18 protein-coding genes are annotated in these 19,485 nt (G+C 66.0%); 9 read left to right on the top strand and 9 right to left on the bottom strand.

Annotation, left to right across the window (positions count from 1 at the left end; all coding sequences use genetic code 11):
- Positions 1 to 40 precede the first annotated feature (40 nt).
- On the top strand, positions 41 to 1,441 hold the full coding sequence (locus tag ACSFC5_RS19390; protein WP_440766865.1) for a serpin family protein: 1,401 nt from the start codon (positions 41 to 43) through the stop codon (positions 1,439 to 1,441).
- Positions 1,442 to 1,452: 11 nt separating this feature from the next.
- On the opposite strand, the gene ACSFC5_RS19385 is transcribed toward ACSFC5_RS19390, so the two are convergent.
- Entirely contained in the window at positions 1,453 to 2,337 is an 885-nt protein-coding gene (locus ACSFC5_RS19385) for a DUF8155 domain-containing protein (RefSeq protein WP_440766864.1), read from the bottom strand.
- Positions 2,338 to 2,399: 62 nt separating this feature from the next.
- On the opposite strand from ACSFC5_RS19385, the gene ACSFC5_RS19380 reads away from it, so the two are divergent.
- Entirely contained in the window at positions 2,400 to 3,131 is a 732-nt protein-coding gene (locus tag ACSFC5_RS19380) for a lipoyl protein ligase domain-containing protein (RefSeq protein WP_440766863.1), read from the top strand.
- A 157-nt stretch (positions 3,132 to 3,288) separates the two neighbouring features.
- Entirely contained in the window at positions 3,289 to 3,786 is a 498-nt protein-coding gene (locus ACSFC5_RS19375; RefSeq protein WP_440766862.1) for a DUF7529 family protein, read from the top strand.
- Positions 3,787 to 3,834: 48 nt separating this feature from the next.
- On the opposite strand, the gene ACSFC5_RS19370 is transcribed toward ACSFC5_RS19375, so the two are convergent.
- Positions 3,835 to 4,794, bottom strand: a complete 960-nt coding sequence (locus ACSFC5_RS19370) for a hypothetical protein (protein ID WP_440766861.1) — start codon at positions 4,792 to 4,794, stop codon at positions 3,835 to 3,837.
- A 364-nt stretch (positions 4,795 to 5,158) separates the two neighbouring features.
- On the bottom strand, positions 5,159 to 5,917 hold the full coding sequence (locus ACSFC5_RS19365; protein ID WP_440766860.1) for a DUF5806 family protein: 759 nt from the start codon (positions 5,915 to 5,917) through the stop codon (positions 5,159 to 5,161).
- Between the two features lie 172 nt (positions 5,918 to 6,089).
- Between ACSFC5_RS19365 and ACSFC5_RS19360 the strand changes: the two genes are divergently transcribed.
- Positions 6,090 to 7,226, top strand: a complete 1,137-nt coding sequence (locus tag ACSFC5_RS19360) for a thiolase family protein (protein WP_440766859.1) — start codon at positions 6,090 to 6,092, stop codon at positions 7,224 to 7,226.
- 418 nt (positions 7,227 to 7,644) lie between these two features.
- The gene (locus tag ACSFC5_RS19355; RefSeq protein WP_440766858.1) at positions 7,645 to 8,073 is read left to right on the top strand and encodes a PLD nuclease N-terminal domain-containing protein; all 429 of its coding nucleotides are present in this window, start codon (positions 7,645 to 7,647) and stop codon (positions 8,071 to 8,073) included.
- 43 nt (positions 8,074 to 8,116) lie between these two features.
- On the opposite strand, the gene ACSFC5_RS19350 is transcribed toward ACSFC5_RS19355, so the two are convergent.
- Genes ACSFC5_RS19350 through ACSFC5_RS19340 form a run of 3 tightly spaced genes read right to left on the bottom strand, consistent with a single transcriptional unit; the run spans position 8,117 to position 11,732 of the window.
- On the bottom strand, positions 8,117 to 9,565 hold the full coding sequence (locus ACSFC5_RS19350; RefSeq protein WP_440766857.1) for an ethanolamine ammonia-lyase reactivating factor EutA: 1,449 nt from the start codon (positions 9,563 to 9,565) through the stop codon (positions 8,117 to 8,119).
- Positions 9,566 to 9,579: 14 nt separating this feature from the next.
- Positions 9,580 to 10,368, bottom strand: a complete 789-nt coding sequence (gene eutC, locus ACSFC5_RS19345; RefSeq protein WP_440766856.1) for an ethanolamine ammonia-lyase subunit EutC — start codon at positions 10,366 to 10,368, stop codon at positions 9,580 to 9,582.
- A 2-nt stretch (positions 10,369 to 10,370) separates the two neighbouring features.
- The gene (locus tag ACSFC5_RS19340; protein WP_440766855.1) at positions 10,371 to 11,732 is read right to left on the bottom strand and encodes an ethanolamine ammonia-lyase subunit EutB; all 1,362 of its coding nucleotides are present in this window, start codon (positions 11,730 to 11,732) and stop codon (positions 10,371 to 10,373) included.
- A gap of 226 nt (positions 11,733 to 11,958) precedes the next feature.
- Here ACSFC5_RS19340 and ACSFC5_RS19335 point away from each other — a divergent pair, with 226 nt between their 5' ends.
- On the top strand, positions 11,959 to 13,134 hold the full coding sequence (locus ACSFC5_RS19335; protein WP_440766854.1) for an MFS transporter: 1,176 nt from the start codon (positions 11,959 to 11,961) through the stop codon (positions 13,132 to 13,134).
- An 82-nt stretch (positions 13,135 to 13,216) separates the two neighbouring features.
- Here ACSFC5_RS19335 and ACSFC5_RS19330 read toward each other — a convergent pair whose 3' ends face one another.
- Complete coding sequence (locus ACSFC5_RS19330; RefSeq protein WP_440766853.1) at positions 13,217 to 14,902, bottom strand: aldehyde ferredoxin oxidoreductase family protein; 1,686 nt, start codon at positions 14,900 to 14,902, stop codon at positions 13,217 to 13,219.
- Positions 14,903 to 15,074: 172 nt separating this feature from the next.
- On the opposite strand from ACSFC5_RS19330, the gene ACSFC5_RS19325 reads away from it, so the two are divergent.
- A complete protein-coding gene (locus tag ACSFC5_RS19325; RefSeq protein ID WP_440766852.1) occupies positions 15,075 to 15,644 on the top strand; it encodes a DUF2391 family protein in 570 nt (189 codons plus the stop codon).
- A 70-nt stretch (positions 15,645 to 15,714) separates the two neighbouring features.
- Positions 15,715 to 16,152 (top strand): DUF4260 domain-containing protein, encoded by a 438-nt coding sequence (locus ACSFC5_RS19320; RefSeq protein WP_440766851.1) that lies wholly within the window; start codon positions 15,715 to 15,717, stop codon positions 16,150 to 16,152.
- A 140-nt stretch (positions 16,153 to 16,292) separates the two neighbouring features.
- On the opposite strand, the gene ACSFC5_RS19315 is transcribed toward ACSFC5_RS19320, so the two are convergent.
- A complete protein-coding gene (locus ACSFC5_RS19315) occupies positions 16,293 to 16,565 on the bottom strand; it encodes a hypothetical protein (RefSeq protein WP_440766850.1) in 273 nt (90 codons plus the stop codon).
- A 145-nt stretch (positions 16,566 to 16,710) separates the two neighbouring features.
- Positions 16,711 to 17,907, bottom strand: coding sequence for a potassium channel family protein (locus ACSFC5_RS19310; protein ID WP_440766849.1), 1,197 nt, complete (start codon positions 17,905 to 17,907; stop codon positions 16,711 to 16,713).
- 219 nt (positions 17,908 to 18,126) lie between these two features.
- Here ACSFC5_RS19310 and ACSFC5_RS19305 point away from each other — a divergent pair, with 219 nt between their 5' ends.
- Entirely contained in the window at positions 18,127 to 19,386 is a 1,260-nt protein-coding gene (locus tag ACSFC5_RS19305; RefSeq protein WP_440766848.1) for a magnesium transporter, read from the top strand.
- Positions 19,387 to 19,485: the final 99 nt, after the last annotated feature.

The raw sequence follows: 19,485 nt of genomic DNA, 5'->3' as shown, positions 1-19,485 counted from the left end.
CTACGGAAAGCGTTTATCGACGGTCGGTGGGGACTCGAGTATGAGCGCCGACAGGCGAACCGTGCTCGCGCTGACCGGGGCCCTCCTCGCCGGGGCCGCCGGCTGTGCGGGTACCACTGATCCGAACGATACGAACGGCACGAACGACAACGGGACGGAGGACGACCCGTTCGACGGCTACGAGACCCCCGAGTTCCCCCGAATCGAGCCCACCACCGACCACGACATCGAGACCGGCCTGCTCGCCGAGCAGGTGCGGGGCAACGTCGACTTCGCCCTCGCGTTGCTCGCACAGCTTCGAGAGGACGAGCCAAACGAGAACCTATTTTTCTCGCCGTACAGCGTCTCCGTCGCGCTGGCGATGACCTACGCCGGCGCGCGCGGCGGGACGGCCGCGGAGATGGGCGAAGCCCTGCGCTACGTGCTCGAGGGCGAGGACCTCCACGGCGCGTTCGCCGCGTTGGAGGCCGAGTTCGAACAGCGAAACGCGGACGGTGAGGAGGTAGACCGCGGCTACCCCGAGGAAGACGGTGACGGCGACGAGGACGACCTCGGCTTTCAGCTCTCGAGCGCCAACGCCACCTGGGCCGATGAGGGGTACCCGTTCGACGACGACTACCTCGAGTTGCTCGAGGCCTCCTACGACGCCGGCGATCACCTCGTCGATTTCTCGGGCAGTCCGGAGGAAGCCCGCCAGGAGATCAACGGCTGGGTCGAGGAGCGGACGAACGACCGAATCGAGGACCTGCTCCCCGGCGGCTCGATCAGCAGTGCGACCCGACTCGTGCTCACCAACGCCGTCTACTTCCTCGCCGCCTGGGAGTACGAGTTCGACCCCGCGGACACCGAGACGAAGCCGTTCACGAGCCTCGACGGCAGCGAGACCGATGTCGAACTGATGCACCAGCGCGAGGAACTCTCCTACGCCGAGATCGACGGCCACCAACTCGTCGAGTTACCCCACGCCAACGGCGACACGAGCATGGTCGTGGTCCTTCCCGCCGAAGGCGAGTTCGAGTCGTTCGAAGCATCGTTCAATGTCGACCGACTCGCCACGATGCTCGAGGAGACGTCCCGTCCGGAGGTCGACCTCGCGCTCCCGAAGTTCGGCATCCAATCGAAATTCAGCCTCGTCGAGACGATGCAGGAACTCGGAATGGAGCGGGCGTTCACCAGCGGCGCGGACTTCGGCGGGATGACGGAACCCGATACTAACGAGCTATTCATCGCCGAGATCGTCCACCAGAGCTTCGTGGAGGTCGACGAGGAGGGGACCGAGGCGGCGGCCGCGACGGCCGTCGTGATGGACGAATCAGCGGCGGCCGAGCAGGTCGAGATGACCGTCGATCGGCCGTTCCTCTTTTATATCCGCGACCGGCCGACCGAAACGCCGCTGTTCGTCGGCCGCGTCGTCGACGGCGAGACGCTCCAGGACGACTGACGAAACGAGAATCAGTCGCCGACGCTCGAGCGAACCCGCACCCGAACCGCCTCGCCGACCTCGAAATCCGTGTCCGGACAGATTAGCTTCGCCCCGAAGTCGGCGTCTCGAGCGCAAAACAGCGAGAGCCCGGTGATCGCCTCGCCGTTCGCAGTGACGACGACGTCGTCCCACTCGATCGTCCGCCCTCGAGCGACGCCGAGTCGGTCGCCGTTCAGCGAAATGGGCGTCGGCTCGCGCTCGAGCGTCTCGTCTCGGCCGTGAACCCCGCCGCCGTCGTAGTGCGGCAGGCCACCGTCGAGTACCCCACCACCGTCGGCCCGAACCCCCACGAACGTCTCGCCCGGGTCGGGATGGACCGGCGCGTCGAGCACGGCGTAGGTGTCGCCGGTCGAAACCACCGTTCCGGTGCCGTCCCACTCGAGCGGCCGAATCTCGACGCCCACCTCGAGCGGGAGCGATCCCGACGCCCGATGCGGGTTCTGATCGGGTCGCCGGAAGCCGACGTGGAGGTGGTTGTCGACCCACGGGGCGAAAAAGCCCGCGCGGACGAGTTCGCCGAGCGACTCCCCCCGGTCGACTCGCTGTCCCGTCTCCACTGCGGGGTCGACGTGGAGGATTCGAGCCGTCAGCCCCTCGAGGTCGGCGGGGCCGTCGCAGTCGACCAAGATCAGATAGTCGTGCTCGGGCGCGTAGGGTTTCGGCGGCGCGCGGACGGCTCTGGTCTCGAGGACCGTCCCCGAGACCGGACTCGGCGCTTCGGTCGTGCGGCCGTCTCGAAGCGTGCCGGGGTAGCAATCGATCGCACAGCCCTCGTCGTGGGCGGGGTACGGTGAGTTGTACAGCGAGAAGCGCTTGTACTGCCCCAGCAGCGGTTCGGGGAGCGTCACGACCATCGGTTATCAGTACCGTCTGCGCAGCGGGAGCGTTTAGGTCCGTCGGGACCAACCGCGTGCCGATGCGAGTATTTCGCGGCCGCGCGGCGACAATCGAGGCCGACCGCGACGTGACACAGCGACTGCTCTCGACGGCCGCCGCCGGCGAGCCCGCGGTTCGCGTCTGGACGCCCCACCGACAGGTCGCGTTCGGGCGTCGGGACCAGCGACTCGAGGGATACGAACTGGCTCGCGAGCGCGCTCGGACGCGCGAGTTTCCGCCCGTCGATCGCGACGTCGGCGGACGGGCGGTGGCCTACGACGGCGAGACGGCGCTCGCGTTCGCCCGCGCGGAGCCGGTTGCGGACTTTCGTCGCGGCACGGACGACCGATACGAACGCGCCACCGCCGCCGTCGAGGAGGCGCTTCGAGGATTCGAGTCCGGCGGCGAATCGCTCGAGCCGGTTCGCGGCGAGCCCGACGACTCGTTCTGTCCCGGCACGCACTCGCTGTCGCTCGAGGGAGCGGACGGCCGCCGGCGCAAGGTCGTCGGCATCGCCCAACGCGTTCGGCAGGACGCCGCCGTGGTCGCCGGCTGCGTCCTGGTCTCGAACCGAGACGGTCTCGCAGCCGTTCTCGAGTCGGTCTACGACGCGCTCGCGGTGCCGTTCGATCCCGAGACGGTCGGCACCGTCGCGGACGCGGGCGGGCCGTCGGATCCGGCGGTCGTTCGGTCGGCGCTCGAGGACGCCCTCGTCGGCGACGTGCGATCGACCGTAACGGTCGACTCCGTACCCGACCTCGACGGCAACTGAGTCGATCCAACGGTGGCTAACACCGAGTTCAACGGACGATATTTGGCGACTGAGGGCTGTCGACGGGACGGTATCGTGGCGATGAGACAAGGTTTTTCGTCTCGGTGCCGTCGGGGTCGAGTATGACTCGAGTCCGACCACCCGTGGAGGAAGCGCGATGACGACGGACGCAGCCGACTCGCAGTGGACGGCCGTCCTCGAGGACGCGACGGCGATCGCCGAGGAGTACCAGGAGAACGGCTGGGACGCAGTCGTCCTCGAGCCCGACGCCGTCTCACCGGTCGACGCCGAGGAGCGAACGGGGTTCGACGTGGAGGTGTCGCCCGACGAGTACGCGTTCCTCGAGCGGCTCATCGAGAGCAGCGAGGTCACCGTCACGACGGCGGACGTCTACTACCGCCCGCCCGAGACCGACACCGATCCACGGATCGCCCTCGCGGTCGAGCGCGACGACGAGACGGAGACGGCCGTGTTCATCCCCTTGCAATACGATCTCGACGACTCGCGAGCCGTCTTCGAGACGGCGCTGCGGGCGGAGGAGCTCCTCCTTCACGTGACGACCGCCGCGCCGGCGGACGACGGCTGGGTCACCTTCTCGCACGACGACCCGTCGCTGTTCCTCGAGGAATCCGACGTCCGGGAGTGGAGTCAGTGAGGAACGGCTCCCGCTCGGCCGGCGGTTATTCCGGCCAGGCGGAACTGTTCAGCACGAATCGAACTCGAACTCACCGTTGAGCGCCATCGAGTGGTCCTCGTAGTACGCATAGAGGTTTTGCGGTGCGGTGTATCGCCCGCCGTAGTGGCCGACGGGACCGTTCGTGTCGATGATGTTATCGTCGTAGTCCTCTGTGAACTTGAAGTTCTCACGTTCGAAGATGAGTTCATCATCGAGCCAGTACCGCACGATTCCGTCGGCGTTCGCCTCTCCGTCGGTGACCGTATTCACGCACACGTAGTACTCGAAATCGTACCACACGCCGGGTTCGATCTCGGGCGATCCCCGCGCGTATTCCGCGCCGTCGACGAGGTAATCGTGATCCCCGGTTCCGTCGCCGTTCCCCATGTGGTACGTGTTCGAGAGGAGACGGAACGGACCATTGGAACCGCCACCTCCGTCGGTGACGTACATGCGATTACTCCAGCCGTTGGTTCCGTCGGGGTTACCGCCGCCGGCGCTCCCTTCGCCGCGGGCGATCGCACAGTTCCAGAGCCGACAGTTCGACGGCGCATTGCGGCCGCCCATCGTCCAGTTGGTGTTGAGCGCGAAGGTGACGCGCCCGTTGAGTTCGAACAGTCCGTCCTCGAAGTCGTAGTGCGTACTCACGCCCCAGTGGTCGTTTTCGTTGACCCGGAGTTGCAAGGCGCTCTCTCCGAACGCCGTCGGATCGGAAACGATCGTCATGTTGTCGGGGTCGCCGTTCGACACGCGGTAGATCTCCTCCCAGCTACCGTAGTCGTCGTAGTCGAGGTGGACGATCGAATCCGGTCGGTTACAGCTCGCAGCCGCGGTATCGGTTCCGAGTCCGGTCACGCCGAGCAGACTGCCGGCGCCGACGAGGCTGCCAAGCTGCAGCGTCCGACGTCTGGTGACACCGCCGCTAGTTGGTTTTTCGCTCGATTCATCGCCCGCACGCGGGTTCGCCTCTGTGGTATTCGCAGGCATCCACTCTATCGGTGTGCGAGGGTCGTCCATTGTATCGAATGGACTACGAAACCCGGGATCCGTCACGAACCACCGCACGAACCGTTGTCGAACGCGAGACAGTCGTAGTGCCGTGATTACTCAGTCCGCTCGAGCGATTGCGGACGGAAGTCCGCTACGGATGGCAATAGCCACGCTTCGTTCGGCGCCTGCGGCGTGGACGACTCGCGTAGTGGGCGTCGAGCCGACCGACGTTCGCCGCGTTACCGGCGGTATACCGGCGGAGCCGATCGTTCGTTCACGAACAACAGTAGACAGGGACTCCCTTACGCGCGGTCGACGGACGGTCCGCCCTTTCGAATCGAACGTGCGAACGCGGGACGACTTACTCCGCGTCTTCCTGCACCCGCAGCTCCTCGCTCGCCGCACGCACCTCGCGCATGACACTCGAGATTCGCTCTTCGGCCTCGAGTTCGTCTTCGACGGAGAGGTCGACGCCCTCCACCTCCAGCAGGAATTTGGCAACCTCGGTCGACTCGTACATGACGTCGTCGAGCTCCTCGGCGGTGAAGAAGTCACACATCGCGCCGTAGAGGAAGGTCGCGCCGGCCGTCCGGACCTTGTCCTCGAAGGAGGATCGGGCCTGGTTGACCGCCTGCGGCGTGTAGGTGTCGGTCATGAAGGGGACGAGTTCGGGCAGATTCTCGCCGATCTTGGTCATCTCGACGCCGGTCTCGGTGCGGAAATCGGAACAGAGTCGCGCGATGGCCCACTCGCGGGCGGTGATGTAGGTTCGATCCCGCAGAAACTCGTTGACCCGGTCGTACTGCGCACCGTCCATCTTCGTGAACCGGGCGTACTTCTGGACGTCCTCGGGAACGTCGGACTCCTCCGGTTCGGGATCCGGGACGTTCGGCATCGGGCCGTCGGTATCCGCGGCATCAGCGTTGTCGTCAGCACTCGCAGCGACAGCACCGTCGTCCTCAACACTCGTAGCGGCGTCCTCAGCACTCGTAGCGGCGTCAGTTTCGGGCGTCTCGGATTGAGCGTTCGATTCGGCGGGGGGTTCGGCGTCACGATCGGCGTCGGACGCCGGTTCGGGTTCGGCGTCGACTCGAGCGGCGTTCGGTCCGTCGTCGTCCATAACCGCGTATTGCGAACAACTCGGGATAAGCGTTGTTCTCGAGTGTGTCTCGTCGACGGATGTGATCAGCCGTTCGGAATTCGCGTCGAGGAGCCTCGTCGCCATCGTAAACAGTTGCTCTGTGTACAGGAGTTCTACCGGGTTTAAGTTCGTGAGGGATGTTCGCTACGATATGTCACAGACGCCAGTCGTGGTGAAGGCAGTACGAACTCCGCAAGGGAAAGAAGACGGCGTGTACGCCGACGTCCGCAGCGAGGACCTCTCGGTGCCGCTGATCGACGAGATCCTCGCCGAGACTGGTCTCTCCGGCGAGGAGGTCGACGACCTCATGTGGGGTTGCGCCCAGCAGCGCGGCGAACAGGACAACAACGTCGCCCGCGTCATCGCCCTCCTTTCGGAGCTCGGCGAGGGCGTCCCGGCGACGACGATCAACCGCTGGTGTGCCTCCTCCATGCAGGCGGTTATCTCCGCCTCCGACGCGATCGCGGCGGGTAACCGCGACGCCGTCATCGCCGGCGGCGTCGAGAGCATGTCCCGCGTCCCGATGGGCGAGAACACGATGGAGGTCCACCCGCGACTCGCCGAGATGTACAACATCGGCGAACTTCAGATGGGAATGACCGCCGAGAAGGTCGCCGAGGAGTACGGCGTCAGCCGCGAAGAACAGGACAAGTACGCCGCCCGCAGCCAGCAGAACGCCGAGGAAGCGACCGAGGAAGGCCGCTTCGACGACGAAATCGTCCCGATCGAGACCGAAGAGGGCACCGTCTCCGAAGATGAGGGGATCCGCCCAGGAACGACCGCCGAGAAACTCGCGGGGCTGCCGACCGTCTTCAAATCCGACGGTACCGTCACGCCCGGCAACGCCTCCCAGATCTCCGACGGCGCCTCCGCGCTGCTCGTCACGAGCGAGGCGTTCGCCGAGGAGCACGACCTCGAGATCATGGCCGAAGTCGGCATGAACAACGTCGCCGGCGTCGACCCGACCGTCATGGGGATTGGCCCGGTGCCGGCGACCGAGGGGCTGCTCGAGCGCAACGGCCGCGACATCGACGAGTACGATCTGGTCGAACTCAACGAGGCGTTCGCGAGCCAGTCGGTCTACTCGCGCGACGAACTCGGCATCGATCCCGAGATCTTCAACGTCAACGGCGGCGCCATCGCCATCGGCCACCCGCTGGGGGCCTCCGGTGCGCGCCTCCCCGTCACGCTGATCCACGAACTCCAGAAACGCGGCGGCGGCCTCGGTCTCGCGACGCTCTGCGTCGGCTTCGGACAGGGTGCAGCGATCGAGTTCGACGTCAATTAACGCGTTCGACCTCAATCGAGTCCAGCCCGTTCGAACGCTATTTTTCTCGTGAACGACACGGCGACGGGGAGCGAGAGTGATCCACGTGCGGTGGCGCGCGCTGTTCCGTGGCGAACGAATAGTGAGACGCGGAACGAGCCGTGCGAGGTCGTCGCGAGCGGTAGCGAGTGGCGGCTGGGAAGAGGCGAAGCGTCTTCCTTTAGATGAACGAAGGAACGCAGTGAGTGAGTGAATCGGTTGGGGAGGACGTGGCAATCACCGCTGCCAGCGATGGCAGTACGCCCATTACCGTTCCAATACGTCTCGGGACCTTCGAGTCCTCCGCTATCGGTTCTAGCGGCAATCAAACACCGTCAACGATCCGACCGAATACCCAGTTTGGCCGGGAGTTTAGATAGCCAGAACCCGAAGAACACGCATGAGCAACCTCCTGCTGGCGGCGATCGTCGGCATCCCGCTCGCCTGGCACCTCGCCCTCACGGCGTTCGCCTACTACGACGCGGGGAAGGTCGGCCTCGAGCCCCCGAAGAAGTGGGCCGCGATCACGTTCTGCATCCCCATCTTCGGCTTCTTCATCTACCTCTTCGAGCGCAGCGAACTCGACTACAAGCCGGAAGAGGATCCCTACCGGGGGCACAACTTCAACATCCACCCCTCGAGAGCAGACGACGCGCCGCTGCGGTCTCGCGGCGACGACCGGCCGGACCCCGACGACGCAGACTGGAACGGCACCGACGACTGGGAGGGAACGAGCGACCGGAACGAGGCGAACGAGGAGGAGTGGGGCGGTCGCGAGGGCGACTGGGGGAGCCGAGACGACGGCGACGAAGCGCGCAAGCGTCGGTAGAGCCCGCTTTACTGTACGTCCGTCAGGAGGACAAAGCCCGACGTTACTCCCCGAACGCCAACGTCTTCACCACGACGGGGACGCTCTCGCCGCCCGGCATCGGCTCGCCGACGTCGAGGTAGTCCCCGTCGCCGACGACGAGTTCGTCGAGGACGAGGAGGGGGCGATCCGTTCGCCTGCGGAGCACCTGTCCGAGCGCCTTCGCGCAGTTCTGCCGCGTGAGGACCACCACCGGGAGCGACGGCGAAAGCGCCTCGAGCGCGGGCACGAGCGCGTCGCCGATCGTTCGCAGCCGGTCGTACGCGAGCGGCCCGACGTCGTCGATCGAGAGCGCGACCGCGTCGACCTCGTCGGGATCGTGACGCTCGAGCAGCCGCGAAACGCTCGCTTCGAAGCGCCGCTCGAGCGCCTCGCCCGAACGCTCCGAAACCGCCGGAACCGCCACAACTGGCGCGTTTCGAAGGGGGAGCGCCGACGGCTCGAGCGAGACGGTCCGGCCGCTGAGGGCTGTCGTCTCCGTCCCGGCGCCGACGACGGTCGCTCGAATGTCCGCCGCGGCCTCGAGTACCGGCCACGATCGAACGACCGCGTGATCCGCGAGCGCAGCGGCCAGCGAACCGCCGAGATCGCCATAGGCGAAGGGATCCTCCGGTGGCGAGCCGACGAGTCGACCGACGCCGCCGCTGAAGACGACGCCGTCGAACTCGAGCGACTCGTCGGGCAGCGGACCGATCGCGAGGCTGCGAGTGAGGTCGTCGAACGGCGGTCCCGCACAGAGGTCGACGACCAGGTCGGCCATCGCGGTCGCGAGGTCGTCCAGCGCATCCGCAGTCGGTGACTCACCCGTCGCGATGGGTACCTCGAGCGCCTCGACGAGCGTTCGGGCGGGCGGCGAGACGGAGCCGACGCGTCGCCGATCGTCGAACGTGACGAGTCGACCGCCGACGTCGAGACAACGGGTCTCCCGGACAGCAGTCCCGTTATTTCCGGCCCCAGCCCCATCGAAGATCGCGACGTTCGTCGTCCCCCCACCGACGTCGACGTTGGCGACCAGCCCACCCGTCTCGGCGGCGCGAGCCGCCGCGCCGGAGCCCCGACCAGCGAGGACGGCCTCGAGCGACGCGCCGGCCACCGCGGCGACGAACTGGCCGCTGTCGGCGGCCAGTCGATGAACGAGCGGTTCGGCGTTTTCCCGGCGAGCGGTCTCGCCGGTGACGATGACCGCGCCGGTGTCGATGTCGGCGGCCGTCACGCCCGCGACCTCGAGTTCGCGGTCGACGAACGCGGCGACGCGGTCGACGTCGATCGTCTCCGAATCGAGCAGCGGGGTCTCCCGAACCGTCCCCCGGTGAACGATCTCGCGCTCCGTGATTTCGGGACTGGCGGCACCGCCCGGTGGCGTCTCGACTCGCAGTCGGCTGACGATCGCGTGCGTCGTGGTCGTCCCCACGTCGACGCCGATGCTGGTGAGCGTTCGCCGGGCGTCAGCCACGGCGACCGCCCCCGCTACGTCGTGAACTCACGGTCGTCGTCGCGGAGGTCGATCCCGCTGGCCTTCCGCTCGAGCATCTCGGCTATCAGGTCGACGAGTTCCGCGCCGGCTTCGATCGGCGGCAGCCCGCCGTCGTGGATGTTCGAGACGACGGACTTTTTCGCCGTCGGCAGCCCACGTTCCGGCCCGTAGACGAGGTACGCGCTCAAACTCTCGGCAGTTCTGAGACCCGGGCGTTCCCCGACGAGATTGATACAGCAGTCGGCCTCGAGCTCCTCGCCGATGGCGTCCATCACGTCGACGCGTCCGAACTCGACGAAGACCGGCGTCCCGACCTCGAGATCGCGGTCGGCGAGGCCGTCCCGCAGGACCGCCAACAGCTCCGGGACGTTCGTCTCGACGGCCGTCGAGGAGAGCCCGTCGCTGACGACGAGCTGGACCTCGGGCGCGTGCTCGCATTCGTCTCGGAGCCTGTCGAGGCTCTCGTCGGCGAGTTCCCGGCCGAGGTCCGGACGGGCCAGATACTGGTCCGTGTCCGCGACCTGCGTCCGTAACTGTACCAGCCCGAGGTCGTCAACGAGGGCCTCGTCGACCCGCGAGTGAACGGCGTCGCGCGCGAGTCCGTGGTCCGCACGGAACTCGAGGAGCGACGCCGTCGTCGGTCGCGGGCCGGCGCGGCCGACGCCCAACCGAGCGGGGGTTCGGTCGACGATGCGCCGGAGCGTTTCGTCGCGTCGGTCGTCTGACTGCTCGGATTTGCCGGTCGAATCGGCGTCGTGAGTGCGATTTGAATCGGATGCCATGATCACGTGAAGATGGTCGGATCGCCCGCGCGGTCGGTCAGTCGCCCGTTCTCCCAGAGCCCCGTGTCGGCGAGCCAGTCCCGGAACGGCGCCGTCGGCTCGAGGTCGAACAGTTCCCAGAGCGCGGCGGCGTCGTGATAGCTGTTCGACTGGTAGTTCAACATCACGTCGTCGCCCATCGGGACGGTGATGAAGTAGTTCGTCCCCGCCGCGGCGAGCAGCACGGCGAGGTTCTCGATGTCGTTCTGGTCGGCCTGGATGTGGTTCGTGTAGCAGGCGTCGATCCCCATCGAGATGCCGTGCAACTGGCCCATGAACACGTCCTCGAGGCCGGCGCGGATGACCTGCTGGCCGTCGTAGAGGTACTCCGGGCCGATGAAGCCGACGACGGTGTTGACGAGGAACGGGTCGTACCGCTTCGCGAGGCCGTAGCAGCGGGCCTCGAGGGTTAGCTGATCGACGCCGTGGTGGGCGTCACCTGAGAGCTCTGCGCCCTGTCCCGTCTCGAAGTACATGACGTTCGGTCCAGACGAGGTACAGCGACGTTGGGCGAGGTCGTACGCCTCGTCGAGGAGGTCGACGTCGACACCGAATTCGTCGTTACCCGTCTCGGTGCCGGCGAGGCTCTGAAAGACGAGGTCGGCCGGCGCACCCTCCCGCATCGCGTCCATCTGGGTCGTCACGTGGGAGAGACAGCAGTTCTGCGTGGGGACGTCCCACTCCTCGATGAACTCGTGGGTCGCCTCGAGAATCCGCGTCGTCGTCTCGACGGTGTCCGTGACCGGGTTGACGCCGATCACGGCGTCGCCGGCACCGTAAGCCAGTCCCTCCCGCGTCGCGTCGATGATATTGTCGATATCGTCCGCGGGGTCGTTGGGTTGGAGTCGAAACGAGAGGGTGCCGTCCTCGCCGACGGTCGTGTTGCAGCGGGCCGTCACCTCCAGCTTCGAGGTGACGAGCACGAGGTCCATGTTCGACATAAGCTTCGTCACCGCGGCGATCATCTCGCTGGTGAGTCCGTGACGGATCGCCGCGATCTCGCGGTCGCCCGTCTCGCTGGCCACGAGAAATTCGCGGAGATCGGCGACGGTCCACTCCCGTATTTCCTCGTAGATCGGCTCTCGGACCGCGTCCTGGATGACTCGGGTTACCTCGTCCTCCTCGGACGGGACGACGGGATTCTCGCGGAGCGTCTCGAGACGCATCCCGGCCAGCGCACGTTTGGCGGCGACCCGTTCGGCGTCCGACTCGGCGGCGATTCCGGCCAGTTCGTCCCCCGTTTTCGGCTCGTTGGCTTTCGCCAGCACTTCGACGATGGAGTCGAACCGGTCCCCGGCGGACGAATGCGTGGTTTGAATAGACATGGCACGGATGGCGACGGCTACACCGCGAATCGGCTTCACAGTTTGGTCCCGATCCGATAGTCCAGCGGTGCGACTCGAGCCGGCGATGCGGGCGGTGAGAACACCCGTTCGTCGCCGTTCCGGTCGCGACTGACTGGGACGGCGACCCAATCACGCGTCGGCCAGACGGTCGGAGCGCGTCGGTCGAGATGGCCAGCGTCATTATCCGCGGGACGGCAGAGCAGATATGGACCGGGCCCGCATCTGGACGGCAGCGATCTTTCTGTTCGTCTTCGGCGACGCGATGGCGATGCAAGCCCGCGGACCGCTCCTCGCCAGCCTCGAGTCGAGTTTCGGCGTCTCCGAGGCCGCGCTCGGGCTGGTCGCACCCGCCGGAACGGTCGGCTTCGTCGTCGCCGTCGTCGCGACCGGCGTCCTCGCCGGCCGACTCCGAATGCGGTGGACCCTGCTCCTCGGCGTGACCGGCGTCTGTATCGCACTCGTCCTGATGGCCGGTGCGCCGCTGTACGCGCTCTTTCTGGTCGCGCTGCTCGCACAGGGGGCGGCGGCCGGGGTGTTTCGCGGCCTCGACCGGGTCGTGTTGAGCCACCTGCACACCGCCCGACGCGGGCGGATCTTCACCGCCTACGCGCTCGTCTGGGCGATCGGTGCGGTCCTCGGCCCGCAGCTCGTCAGCGCGGTGCTCGCCGTCGCCGACTGGCGGGTCGTCTTCCTCGTCATCGCCTGCTGTTTCGTGCCGGTCGTCGTCGTCGCGGGCCGCGTCGATCTCCCCGCGATGGACGCCGAACGATCGATCTCTCGAGACGCCCTTCGCGCCCTGCTTCGGCGACCCGCCGTCGTCGGTGCCTGTACCGGGATGTTCCTCGTCGGAAGCGTCGAGGGAATCGTGTTCACCTGGCTCGCCTACTACGCGAGCGGCTTCTACGGGACGGCGACGGCCAACCTGCTGCTGTCGGCGTACCTGCTTGCGTACGTCCCCGCACGGGCCGGCTACACGGTCGTCGTCGAACGGGTTCCTCACCTGGCATTGCTGTTCGCGGCGACGCTACCCGCGATTCCGGCGCTCGCGCTCGCGTTCTCCGGGATCACCGGCCCGCTGCTATTTCTCGCCGTCTTCGTCGCCGGTGCCGGACTCTCCAGCGGATTCCCGACGCTGTCGGCGTACGCCGTCGAGGCCGCACCGGCGTACAGCGGGCCCCTCACCGCCCTGACCGCCGGCGCGACGTACGCCGGGATCGCGATCGCGCCCGCCGTCGTGGGCGTCCTCGCGGAGTGGTACGGTATCGGCCGGAGCCTGTGGCTCACCGTGGCATTCGCGGCTGCACTCTCGGTGACGATCGCGGGAACGTGGGCGTGGACCGGCACGGCGAACGCGCCGACGGCCGGGCCCGCCGCGGAGTGATCGTCCCGAACGCGCGAGTCGAAGAAAACGACCGCACGACCGCACCGGCGCCGGGATCGGGATCGGCGCCGTCGGATCCCGGTCAGTCGTCCGCCGGGGCGGCCGTATCGCCGCCGAACTGCCCGTCGGGAACGGTGCCGTCGTCGTTCCAGCCGCGTTCTTCGTAGTACTCCGTGAGGCCCTGATCGAAGTCGGGAATCTCGTAGGGCAGCGCGTCGTCGCCGCGGTCGAAGCCGCGCTGGTTGTTGAAGTGGCGCTCGAGGCTGACGACCTCGCCGCCGAGGTCGAGGAGTTCCTCGTAGTCGGCGTCAAGCAGCGTCTCGAGGCGCTCGGGCGTCACGAAGTCCCGGGAGAACTTACAGAGGACGCCGCTGTCTTTGATCACGTTGACGTTCTCGAGTTCGATCACCTTCGGCGGCTTGTTCTCGAGGCCGTCCTTGTCGAAGGCGTCGTCGGCGTCGACGAGCGGGTACTCGTAGGGATAGAACTCGGCGTACATGTGGTCGGCGCCGCGGTTCGAGGTGGCGAAGGCGAGTCCCTGTCCGTTCAGCGTGCGGCCGTCGTGGGCGGGGAACTCCATCCCCTTGACGGTCCAGTTCTCGACGCCGAGTTCGTCGTGGAACTCGTCGATGCCCTCCGCGAGCGTGTCGCCGATCCCGTCTCGGTAAGCGATTTTCTCGACCGTCTCGTGGATGAGGTCGGCGTTACCGAACTCGTCCTCGCTGGCGAGGTAGGCCGCGACGGCGTCGCCGGCCGAAATCGTGTCGAGTCCGAGGTCGTCACAGAGCTTGTTCGACTTCATCACGTCGACGACGTCGTCGATGCCCGAGTTCGAACCGAAGGCCATCACGGTCTCGTACTCGGGGCCTTCGGTGACGACGCCCGACTCCTCGTCTTTCGTGGGGAGTTTGCAGGCAAAGGCACAGGCCGAACAGGTCCCCTTCTTGTACTTCTTCTCGGCGACGGCGTCGCCGCCGATGCCGGCGGCACCCTCGAACGACAGCTCCGAGAAGTAGCGGGTCGGCAGCGCTTCGACCATGTTCGCGTACTCGGTGACGGAGGTCGTTCCCGACTCCTTCATCGGGTGCTCGGCCTGGGCGGCCTCGCCGTGGATCTCCATCTGGACCGGCGGAATCTCGATCTCGTTGGTCGAGTCGCCGTCGAAGGTGATCGCCTTGACGTTCTTCGCGCCGAGGACCGCACCGAGGCCGCCGCGGCCGAACGCGCGCTCCTTCGAGGTCATGATCGAGGCGAAGCGAACCTGATTCTCGCCGCCGGGCCCGATGACGACCGTGTGTTCGTTCTCGAGACCGTGTTCGTCCTCGATGTACTCGCAGGTCTCGGGCACCGTTGCCTCCTCGAGATCCGGCACCTCCTCGAACTCGACGCCCTCGTCGGTGACGTGGACGATGACGAGGTCGTCGCTCGCGCCGGTGATCTCGACGGCGCTGTAGCCCGTCCCGGTGAAGTTTCGCGAGAGGAACCCGCCCGCGTTCGAGGAGAGCAGGCCGTCGGTCAGCGGCGAAACGCTCGTCGCCGACATTCGGCCGGTGAAGCTCATCGTCGAGTGCTGAAGCGGCCCCGTCGCGAAGTAGAGGCGGTTGTCGGCCCCCAGCGGGTCGACGTCGAACGGGACGCGGTCGTGTGCCAGTTTCGTACCGAGCGCACGCCCGCCGAGGAACGACTCGAGGACATCGTCGATGTCCTCGGTCTCGCTCGTTCGTGCGCCGACGTCGACCGTACACAGCGGTCCCTGTACGTGTTTCATATACTGGATCATGCCCTCCCTGACTGCAAAATGGTACCGGTTCCTGTTACGCGGACACAGGGTCCGGTTCGCTGACCGATACGTAGACCGTCTCGTCCGAAACCGGTACGATAGCTGTCACGCAGACGCGCAGTCCGACGAACTTTAGCCGCCCTGGTGTGAGCACTCGGCAATGTCACGATCGGAAGGGACGTCCGACGATCCGACGCTGGACGATCTCTACGAGCAACTCGAGACCTTGGCGGAGACGGTCGACGATCCCGACGAGCGGACGGAGGTCCGACGGACGATGCGACTGGCCGACCGACTCTCACACAACGGGGTGGTCAACCGGGTGATCACGCAGTTCACCGGGAAGGACAAGGCGGAGGCGTTCGTCGGCAGCGTCATCATCGGACTCCCGATGCTCGTCGAGGACGGCGTCATCGACATCGGCGCGTTCCTCGCGACGACCCCGGCGTTTTTCGCCGTCAACATCGCACTCGCCGTCTCGCTGGTCGTCGGCATCCTCTACGTCGCCGACTTCCGCGAGGTCCAGATCCACAACCCCTACTTCGGCCTCGTGCCGCGCCGACCGGTGTGGGTCCTGGGCATCGCGTTCGTGACGGCGACGGCGATGATGACGCTGTGGGGCCGGGTTGCGTGGAACGAGCCCTGGGTCAACCTCTGTCAGGTGTCCGTGGTCTTCACCGCGATGGCAATCGGCGGCTCGCTGGGCGACATCATTCCCGGCGAGGAGTGATCGGTTCCGTCACAAGCAATGGCCGTCTTCTCGCTCGACTTGGACTGCTGTCCGTTCACTACACGTGCGTATGAGTACCACGATCTCCGGATTTTCAATGTCGCGCATAGAAGGGGTGACTATGGAACCGCGAACAATTTTACGTATTGAAGGACTGATGGTTCTGGGTATCGCTTTGGGGGGCTATTTCACGCTCGACGGACCGATTTGGCTGCTGGTCATCCTTGCACTGGCTCCGGACCTATCAATGGTCGCATATCTCGCTGGCCCTCGACTGGGGAGTCTGAGCTACAATGTCGTCCATACGTACACATTACCGCTTGCTCTCGGAGCGCTCGGATTCTGGGCTACTATTCCACTGGCCCTTCTCATTGCACTGATTTGGGCCGGACACATCGGCGCTGACCGATTATTCGGTTATGGGCTCAAGTTCGAATCCGGGTTCAAGGATACGCATCTCTCTACCCAGCCCGCTCCACTCGAGACCGCTGCCGAATCCGATCGGTAATTGACCTGCGCCGCTGCATACACACCGTACCTACCGTTCACCGGGTAATCGTAGAGAAGGTATGCGAACCGTTCTACGACACCTCGCGTCCACCCGAGGATCGGACGAGAAAAGAGCGAGCCGCGGATCGCTCGAGAACCCTACTCCGACGACTGCAGTTTCGGAATCTCGTGGTCCGGAACGTGCAGCTCGTCGTCGAGCACGACCTCGAGCCGCCCGTCGTCGATCAGTCGATCAATCTGCTCGTGGGTGAACCGGCCGTCGCACTCCGCGCCGACGAACGTCACGAAGCGATCGGTGCGTTCGACGACGGTCGCGAGCGAGTCACCGGTTCGGTAGGCGTAGTGGACGGTCGTGCCGGGAAAGAGGGCCGCAGCGGTCGTTTGGAGGGGAAGCGGACGGGGAAAGTCCATACGCGAGCACGTTCGGAGGCGATTATATCTCTTGTGGAGCACGCCCCAGACCACGCGGCGAGAGGGTATCGAACGGCAGTGAGAGCAAACTCGCACGAGAGCACGACCAGACCCGCACGACTGCGTGACGATCGATCGAATCCGATTACGCGAACCCGGCCCCGTCACCGGCGAGTTCGCGCAGGTGATCGACGCCGACGGGCGGGCCGCGAACGAGCAGCGAGTCGTCGGCTGCACAGACCAGGTCCCCGGTCGGATCGAACGTCCACCCGTTGCCGTCACCCCGACGGATCGCGAGGACGACCACGCCCGCGCCCTCTTCGAACTCGAGGTCTGCGATCGTCGTCCCGTCCAGATCGCTCCCGGCGACGACGGTCACGGCCGCGATGACCTCCTCGCTGTCCTCGAGCGCCGCGCCGAACACGGGCGGCAGTTCGACGTCTCGGAGGACGACCTCGGCGATGTCGACGGCGGCGTCACAGATCGCCTCGGAGGCCGCCGCGAGGTGGAGCAGTCCCCGAAGCTCGTCGGCGTTCCAGTCCCCGCCGGTTTCGATAACCCACGTCTCGAGGTCGGCCTTCCGGACGTCGGACTGTTCCTCGAGCGAGATGACCTCCCGCGCGAGTTCGTCGCTGTCGAATCGGGCCGCGCCGTAGGCCAGCCCGACGGCGAGTTCGGCCATGTCCTTGAGTTCGACGACGGCATCGGCCGCGCGCTCGAGGTCGTCGGTCGTCTCCGGCGGCTCGGTCGGGGCCGGGAACGCCTCGCCGGTCGCCCGTCGATAAACCGTCTCGATCCCATCGCGTGGACCGCGACCGACGATGACGTCGCCCGCCTGCAACTGGTCGCCACCGTCGGGCGCAAACGCCCACTCGCCGTCGCGTCGGATCGCGATGAGTCGGACGCCCTCCTCGAGGTCGAGTTCGAGGTCCCGCAATCGGCTCCCGGCGAAGTCGGAGTCCTCGCCGACGGTCGTCCGAACGAGTCGCTCGTCGGCGTCCGGGAAAGCGTGTTCGAACGCGGCCGGAACGCCGTCTTCCTCGAGGACGATTCGGGCAACGTCGCCCGCGGCCTCGGTGATCCGGACGGCGCTCGAGGCGACCTGAAAGAGCCCGACGAGGCGTTCGGCCTCCTCGGCGCGTTTCGCGGCGAGCATCAGGGCGATTCGACTGTGATACTGCAGGTAGTTCACCCGGGCCTCGAGTTCGACGACTTCGTCGGCGAGATCGGCGTCGTCGTAGCGCACGGCAGAGTAGGCGAGATCGATCGCGAGCTCCGAGGAGTCTTTGAGTTCGACGAGCGTCTTCCGGACGTTCCGGGGCTCGTAGGAGATTTCGCGCATTACCCCTGAACTGGGATGGCTCCGTAATCAGGGTTGGGACGGCGGCCAGACGAGGTGCCGAGAGACGACGGGGTGGCTACCCGGAGTGCCGAAGACCGACGAGGTATCGAACAACGGAATGACGAGCGACAGCGAGGCGTCGAGAGCTGACACGCGAGAAGATCGAGAAGCCGGTGACGGCTCCGGTATCGTTTAGTGTCCCCTCTATAGTTCCAGCGTATGAGCAGTCAGATACGGGACGTACAGGAAACAATCGCGATGTCTTCGGATCCATCGGATCCGTTTACGTCGTTGCCACGGGACGAGTGGCGCGACGTGTTCTTTGCGCTTCCGGAGAACGTTCGGGAACCACTCGTTGCGGAGTTGAACCGCTCGGAGCTGGAGACCTTCATCGATCGGCTCGATCCGGACGAAGTGACCGACGTCCTCGGATACGCCGACGAGGAGACCCGCGAGGCCGTCCTCGCGACGCTCGACAGCGAGCGCCGCGAGAAGATCAACTTTCTGCTGTCGTTCAACCCCGAGAGCGCGGCCGGGCTGATGAGCCTCGATTACGTCACCGTCGACAAAACCCGGGATTTCCCCGCAGTGGTCGAGCGCATTCGGCGCTTCGAGGATCGAACGGGACAGGTGCCGACGATTTTCGTCACCGACAAGGGGACGCTCCTTGGTGAGCTTCCGGGGGCAGCGCTCTCAGTGGCCGACCGAGAGACGGAGACGATCGCAGACTACGTCCAGGAGACGCCACACATCCGGTACGACCGAGACGACGAAGACGTACTCGAGGTGTTCCGACAGAACCGCGAGCGGAACGTCGCGGTGCTCGACGAGGATGACGATATTCTCGGCGTCATCCACGCCGACGACCTGCTGATGATGATCGAGGAGGCCGCCGGCGAAACCCTCTACGAGTTCACCGGCGTCGCCGAGGAGGAGAGCGTCCTCGACGGGCCGGTGGAGAAAGTTCGGCGGCGATACAAATGGCTGATCCTCAACCTCGGAACGGCGTTTATGGCCGCCGCGGTCGTCGGGTTGTTCGAGTCGACGATCGCCGCCGTCGCGATTCTGGCAGCCTACATGCCGGTCGTCGCCGGTATGGGTGGCAACGCCGGAACGCAGGCGATGGCGGTCACCGTCCGGGGGATCTCTCTGGACCAGGTGTCGCTCAAGACCGGCAAGCGCGTCGTCGCTAACGAAGTCATCGCCGGCGCCGCGAACGGACTCATCACGGGTGCGCTCGTCGCCGTCATCGCGATCGCGTTCTCCTTCGGTGAGTTCGGCATCCTGCTCGGCGCCGTTATCGGGGTCTCGATGGTCGCAAACCTGGTGATCGCGGGCTTCTTTGGGGCGATTACCCCGCTGTTGCTCGACCGCATCGGCTACGATCCGGCCACCTCCGCGACGATTTTCATCACCACCGCGACCGACGTGCTGGGCTTTTTCGTCTTCCTCGGACTGGCCCAGGCAGTGCTCCTGTGACCGCTGTATCGCGGTGAGAGCCAGTGCGTGGTTCGCTTCGGTGAACACCCTACCGTCGTTCGGTTCGACAGTCGAGCGATCGGCAACCGCTGACGCCAC

It is taken from the genome of Natronorubrum marinum, assembly GCF_052040125.1.
Lineage (GTDB): Archaea > Halobacteriota > Halobacteria > Halobacteriales > Natrialbaceae > Natronorubrum.
The sequence above is the reverse complement of the archived record's forward strand: the minus strand, read 5'-3'. Positions and strand labels throughout refer to the sequence as shown.

Excerpts from the sequence above, each read along its gene's own strand:
- ACSFC5_RS19315 (WP_440766850.1), bottom strand. The coding sequence starts at position 16,565 with ATGGACTTTCCCCGTCCGCTTCCCCTCCAAACGACCGCTGCGGCCCTC.
- eutC (WP_440766856.1), bottom strand. The coding sequence starts at position 10,368 with ATGGCATCCGATTCAAATCGCACTCACGACGCCGATTCGACCGGCAAA.
- ACSFC5_RS19310 (WP_440766849.1), bottom strand. The coding sequence starts at position 17,907 with ATGCGCGAAATCTCCTACGAGCCCCGGAACGTCCGGAAGACGCTCGTC.
- ACSFC5_RS19355 (WP_440766858.1), top strand. The coding sequence starts at position 7,645 with ATGAGCAACCTCCTGCTGGCGGCGATCGTCGGCATCCCGCTCGCCTGG.
- ACSFC5_RS19390 (WP_440766865.1), top strand. The coding sequence starts at position 41 with ATGAGCGCCGACAGGCGAACCGTGCTCGCGCTGACCGGGGCCCTCCTC.
- ACSFC5_RS19380 (WP_440766863.1), top strand. The coding sequence starts at position 2,400 with ATGCGAGTATTTCGCGGCCGCGCGGCGACAATCGAGGCCGACCGCGAC.
- ACSFC5_RS19325 (WP_440766852.1), top strand. The coding sequence starts at position 15,075 with ATGTCACGATCGGAAGGGACGTCCGACGATCCGACGCTGGACGATCTC.
- ACSFC5_RS19385 (WP_440766864.1), bottom strand. The coding sequence starts at position 2,337 with ATGGTCGTGACGCTCCCCGAACCGCTGCTGGGGCAGTACAAGCGCTTC.
- ACSFC5_RS19330 (WP_440766853.1), bottom strand. The coding sequence starts at position 14,902 with ATGAAACACGTACAGGGACCGCTGTGTACGGTCGACGTCGGCGCACGA.
- ACSFC5_RS19365 (WP_440766860.1), bottom strand. The coding sequence starts at position 5,917 with ATGGACGACGACGGACCGAACGCCGCTCGAGTCGACGCCGAACCCGAA.
- ACSFC5_RS19335 (WP_440766854.1), top strand. The coding sequence starts at position 11,959 with ATGGACCGGGCCCGCATCTGGACGGCAGCGATCTTTCTGTTCGTCTTC.
- ACSFC5_RS19370 (WP_440766861.1), bottom strand. The coding sequence starts at position 4,794 with ATGCCTGCGAATACCACAGAGGCGAACCCGCGTGCGGGCGATGAATCG.
- ACSFC5_RS19360 (WP_440766859.1), top strand. The coding sequence starts at position 6,090 with ATGTCACAGACGCCAGTCGTGGTGAAGGCAGTACGAACTCCGCAAGGG.
- ACSFC5_RS19320 (WP_440766851.1), top strand. The coding sequence starts at position 15,715 with ATGAGTACCACGATCTCCGGATTTTCAATGTCGCGCATAGAAGGGGTG.
- ACSFC5_RS19340 (WP_440766855.1), bottom strand. The coding sequence starts at position 11,732 with ATGTCTATTCAAACCACGCATTCGTCCGCCGGGGACCGGTTCGACTCC.
- ACSFC5_RS19375 (WP_440766862.1), top strand. The coding sequence starts at position 3,289 with ATGACGACGGACGCAGCCGACTCGCAGTGGACGGCCGTCCTCGAGGAC.
- ACSFC5_RS19305 (WP_440766848.1), top strand. The coding sequence starts at position 18,127 with ATGAGCAGTCAGATACGGGACGTACAGGAAACAATCGCGATGTCTTCG.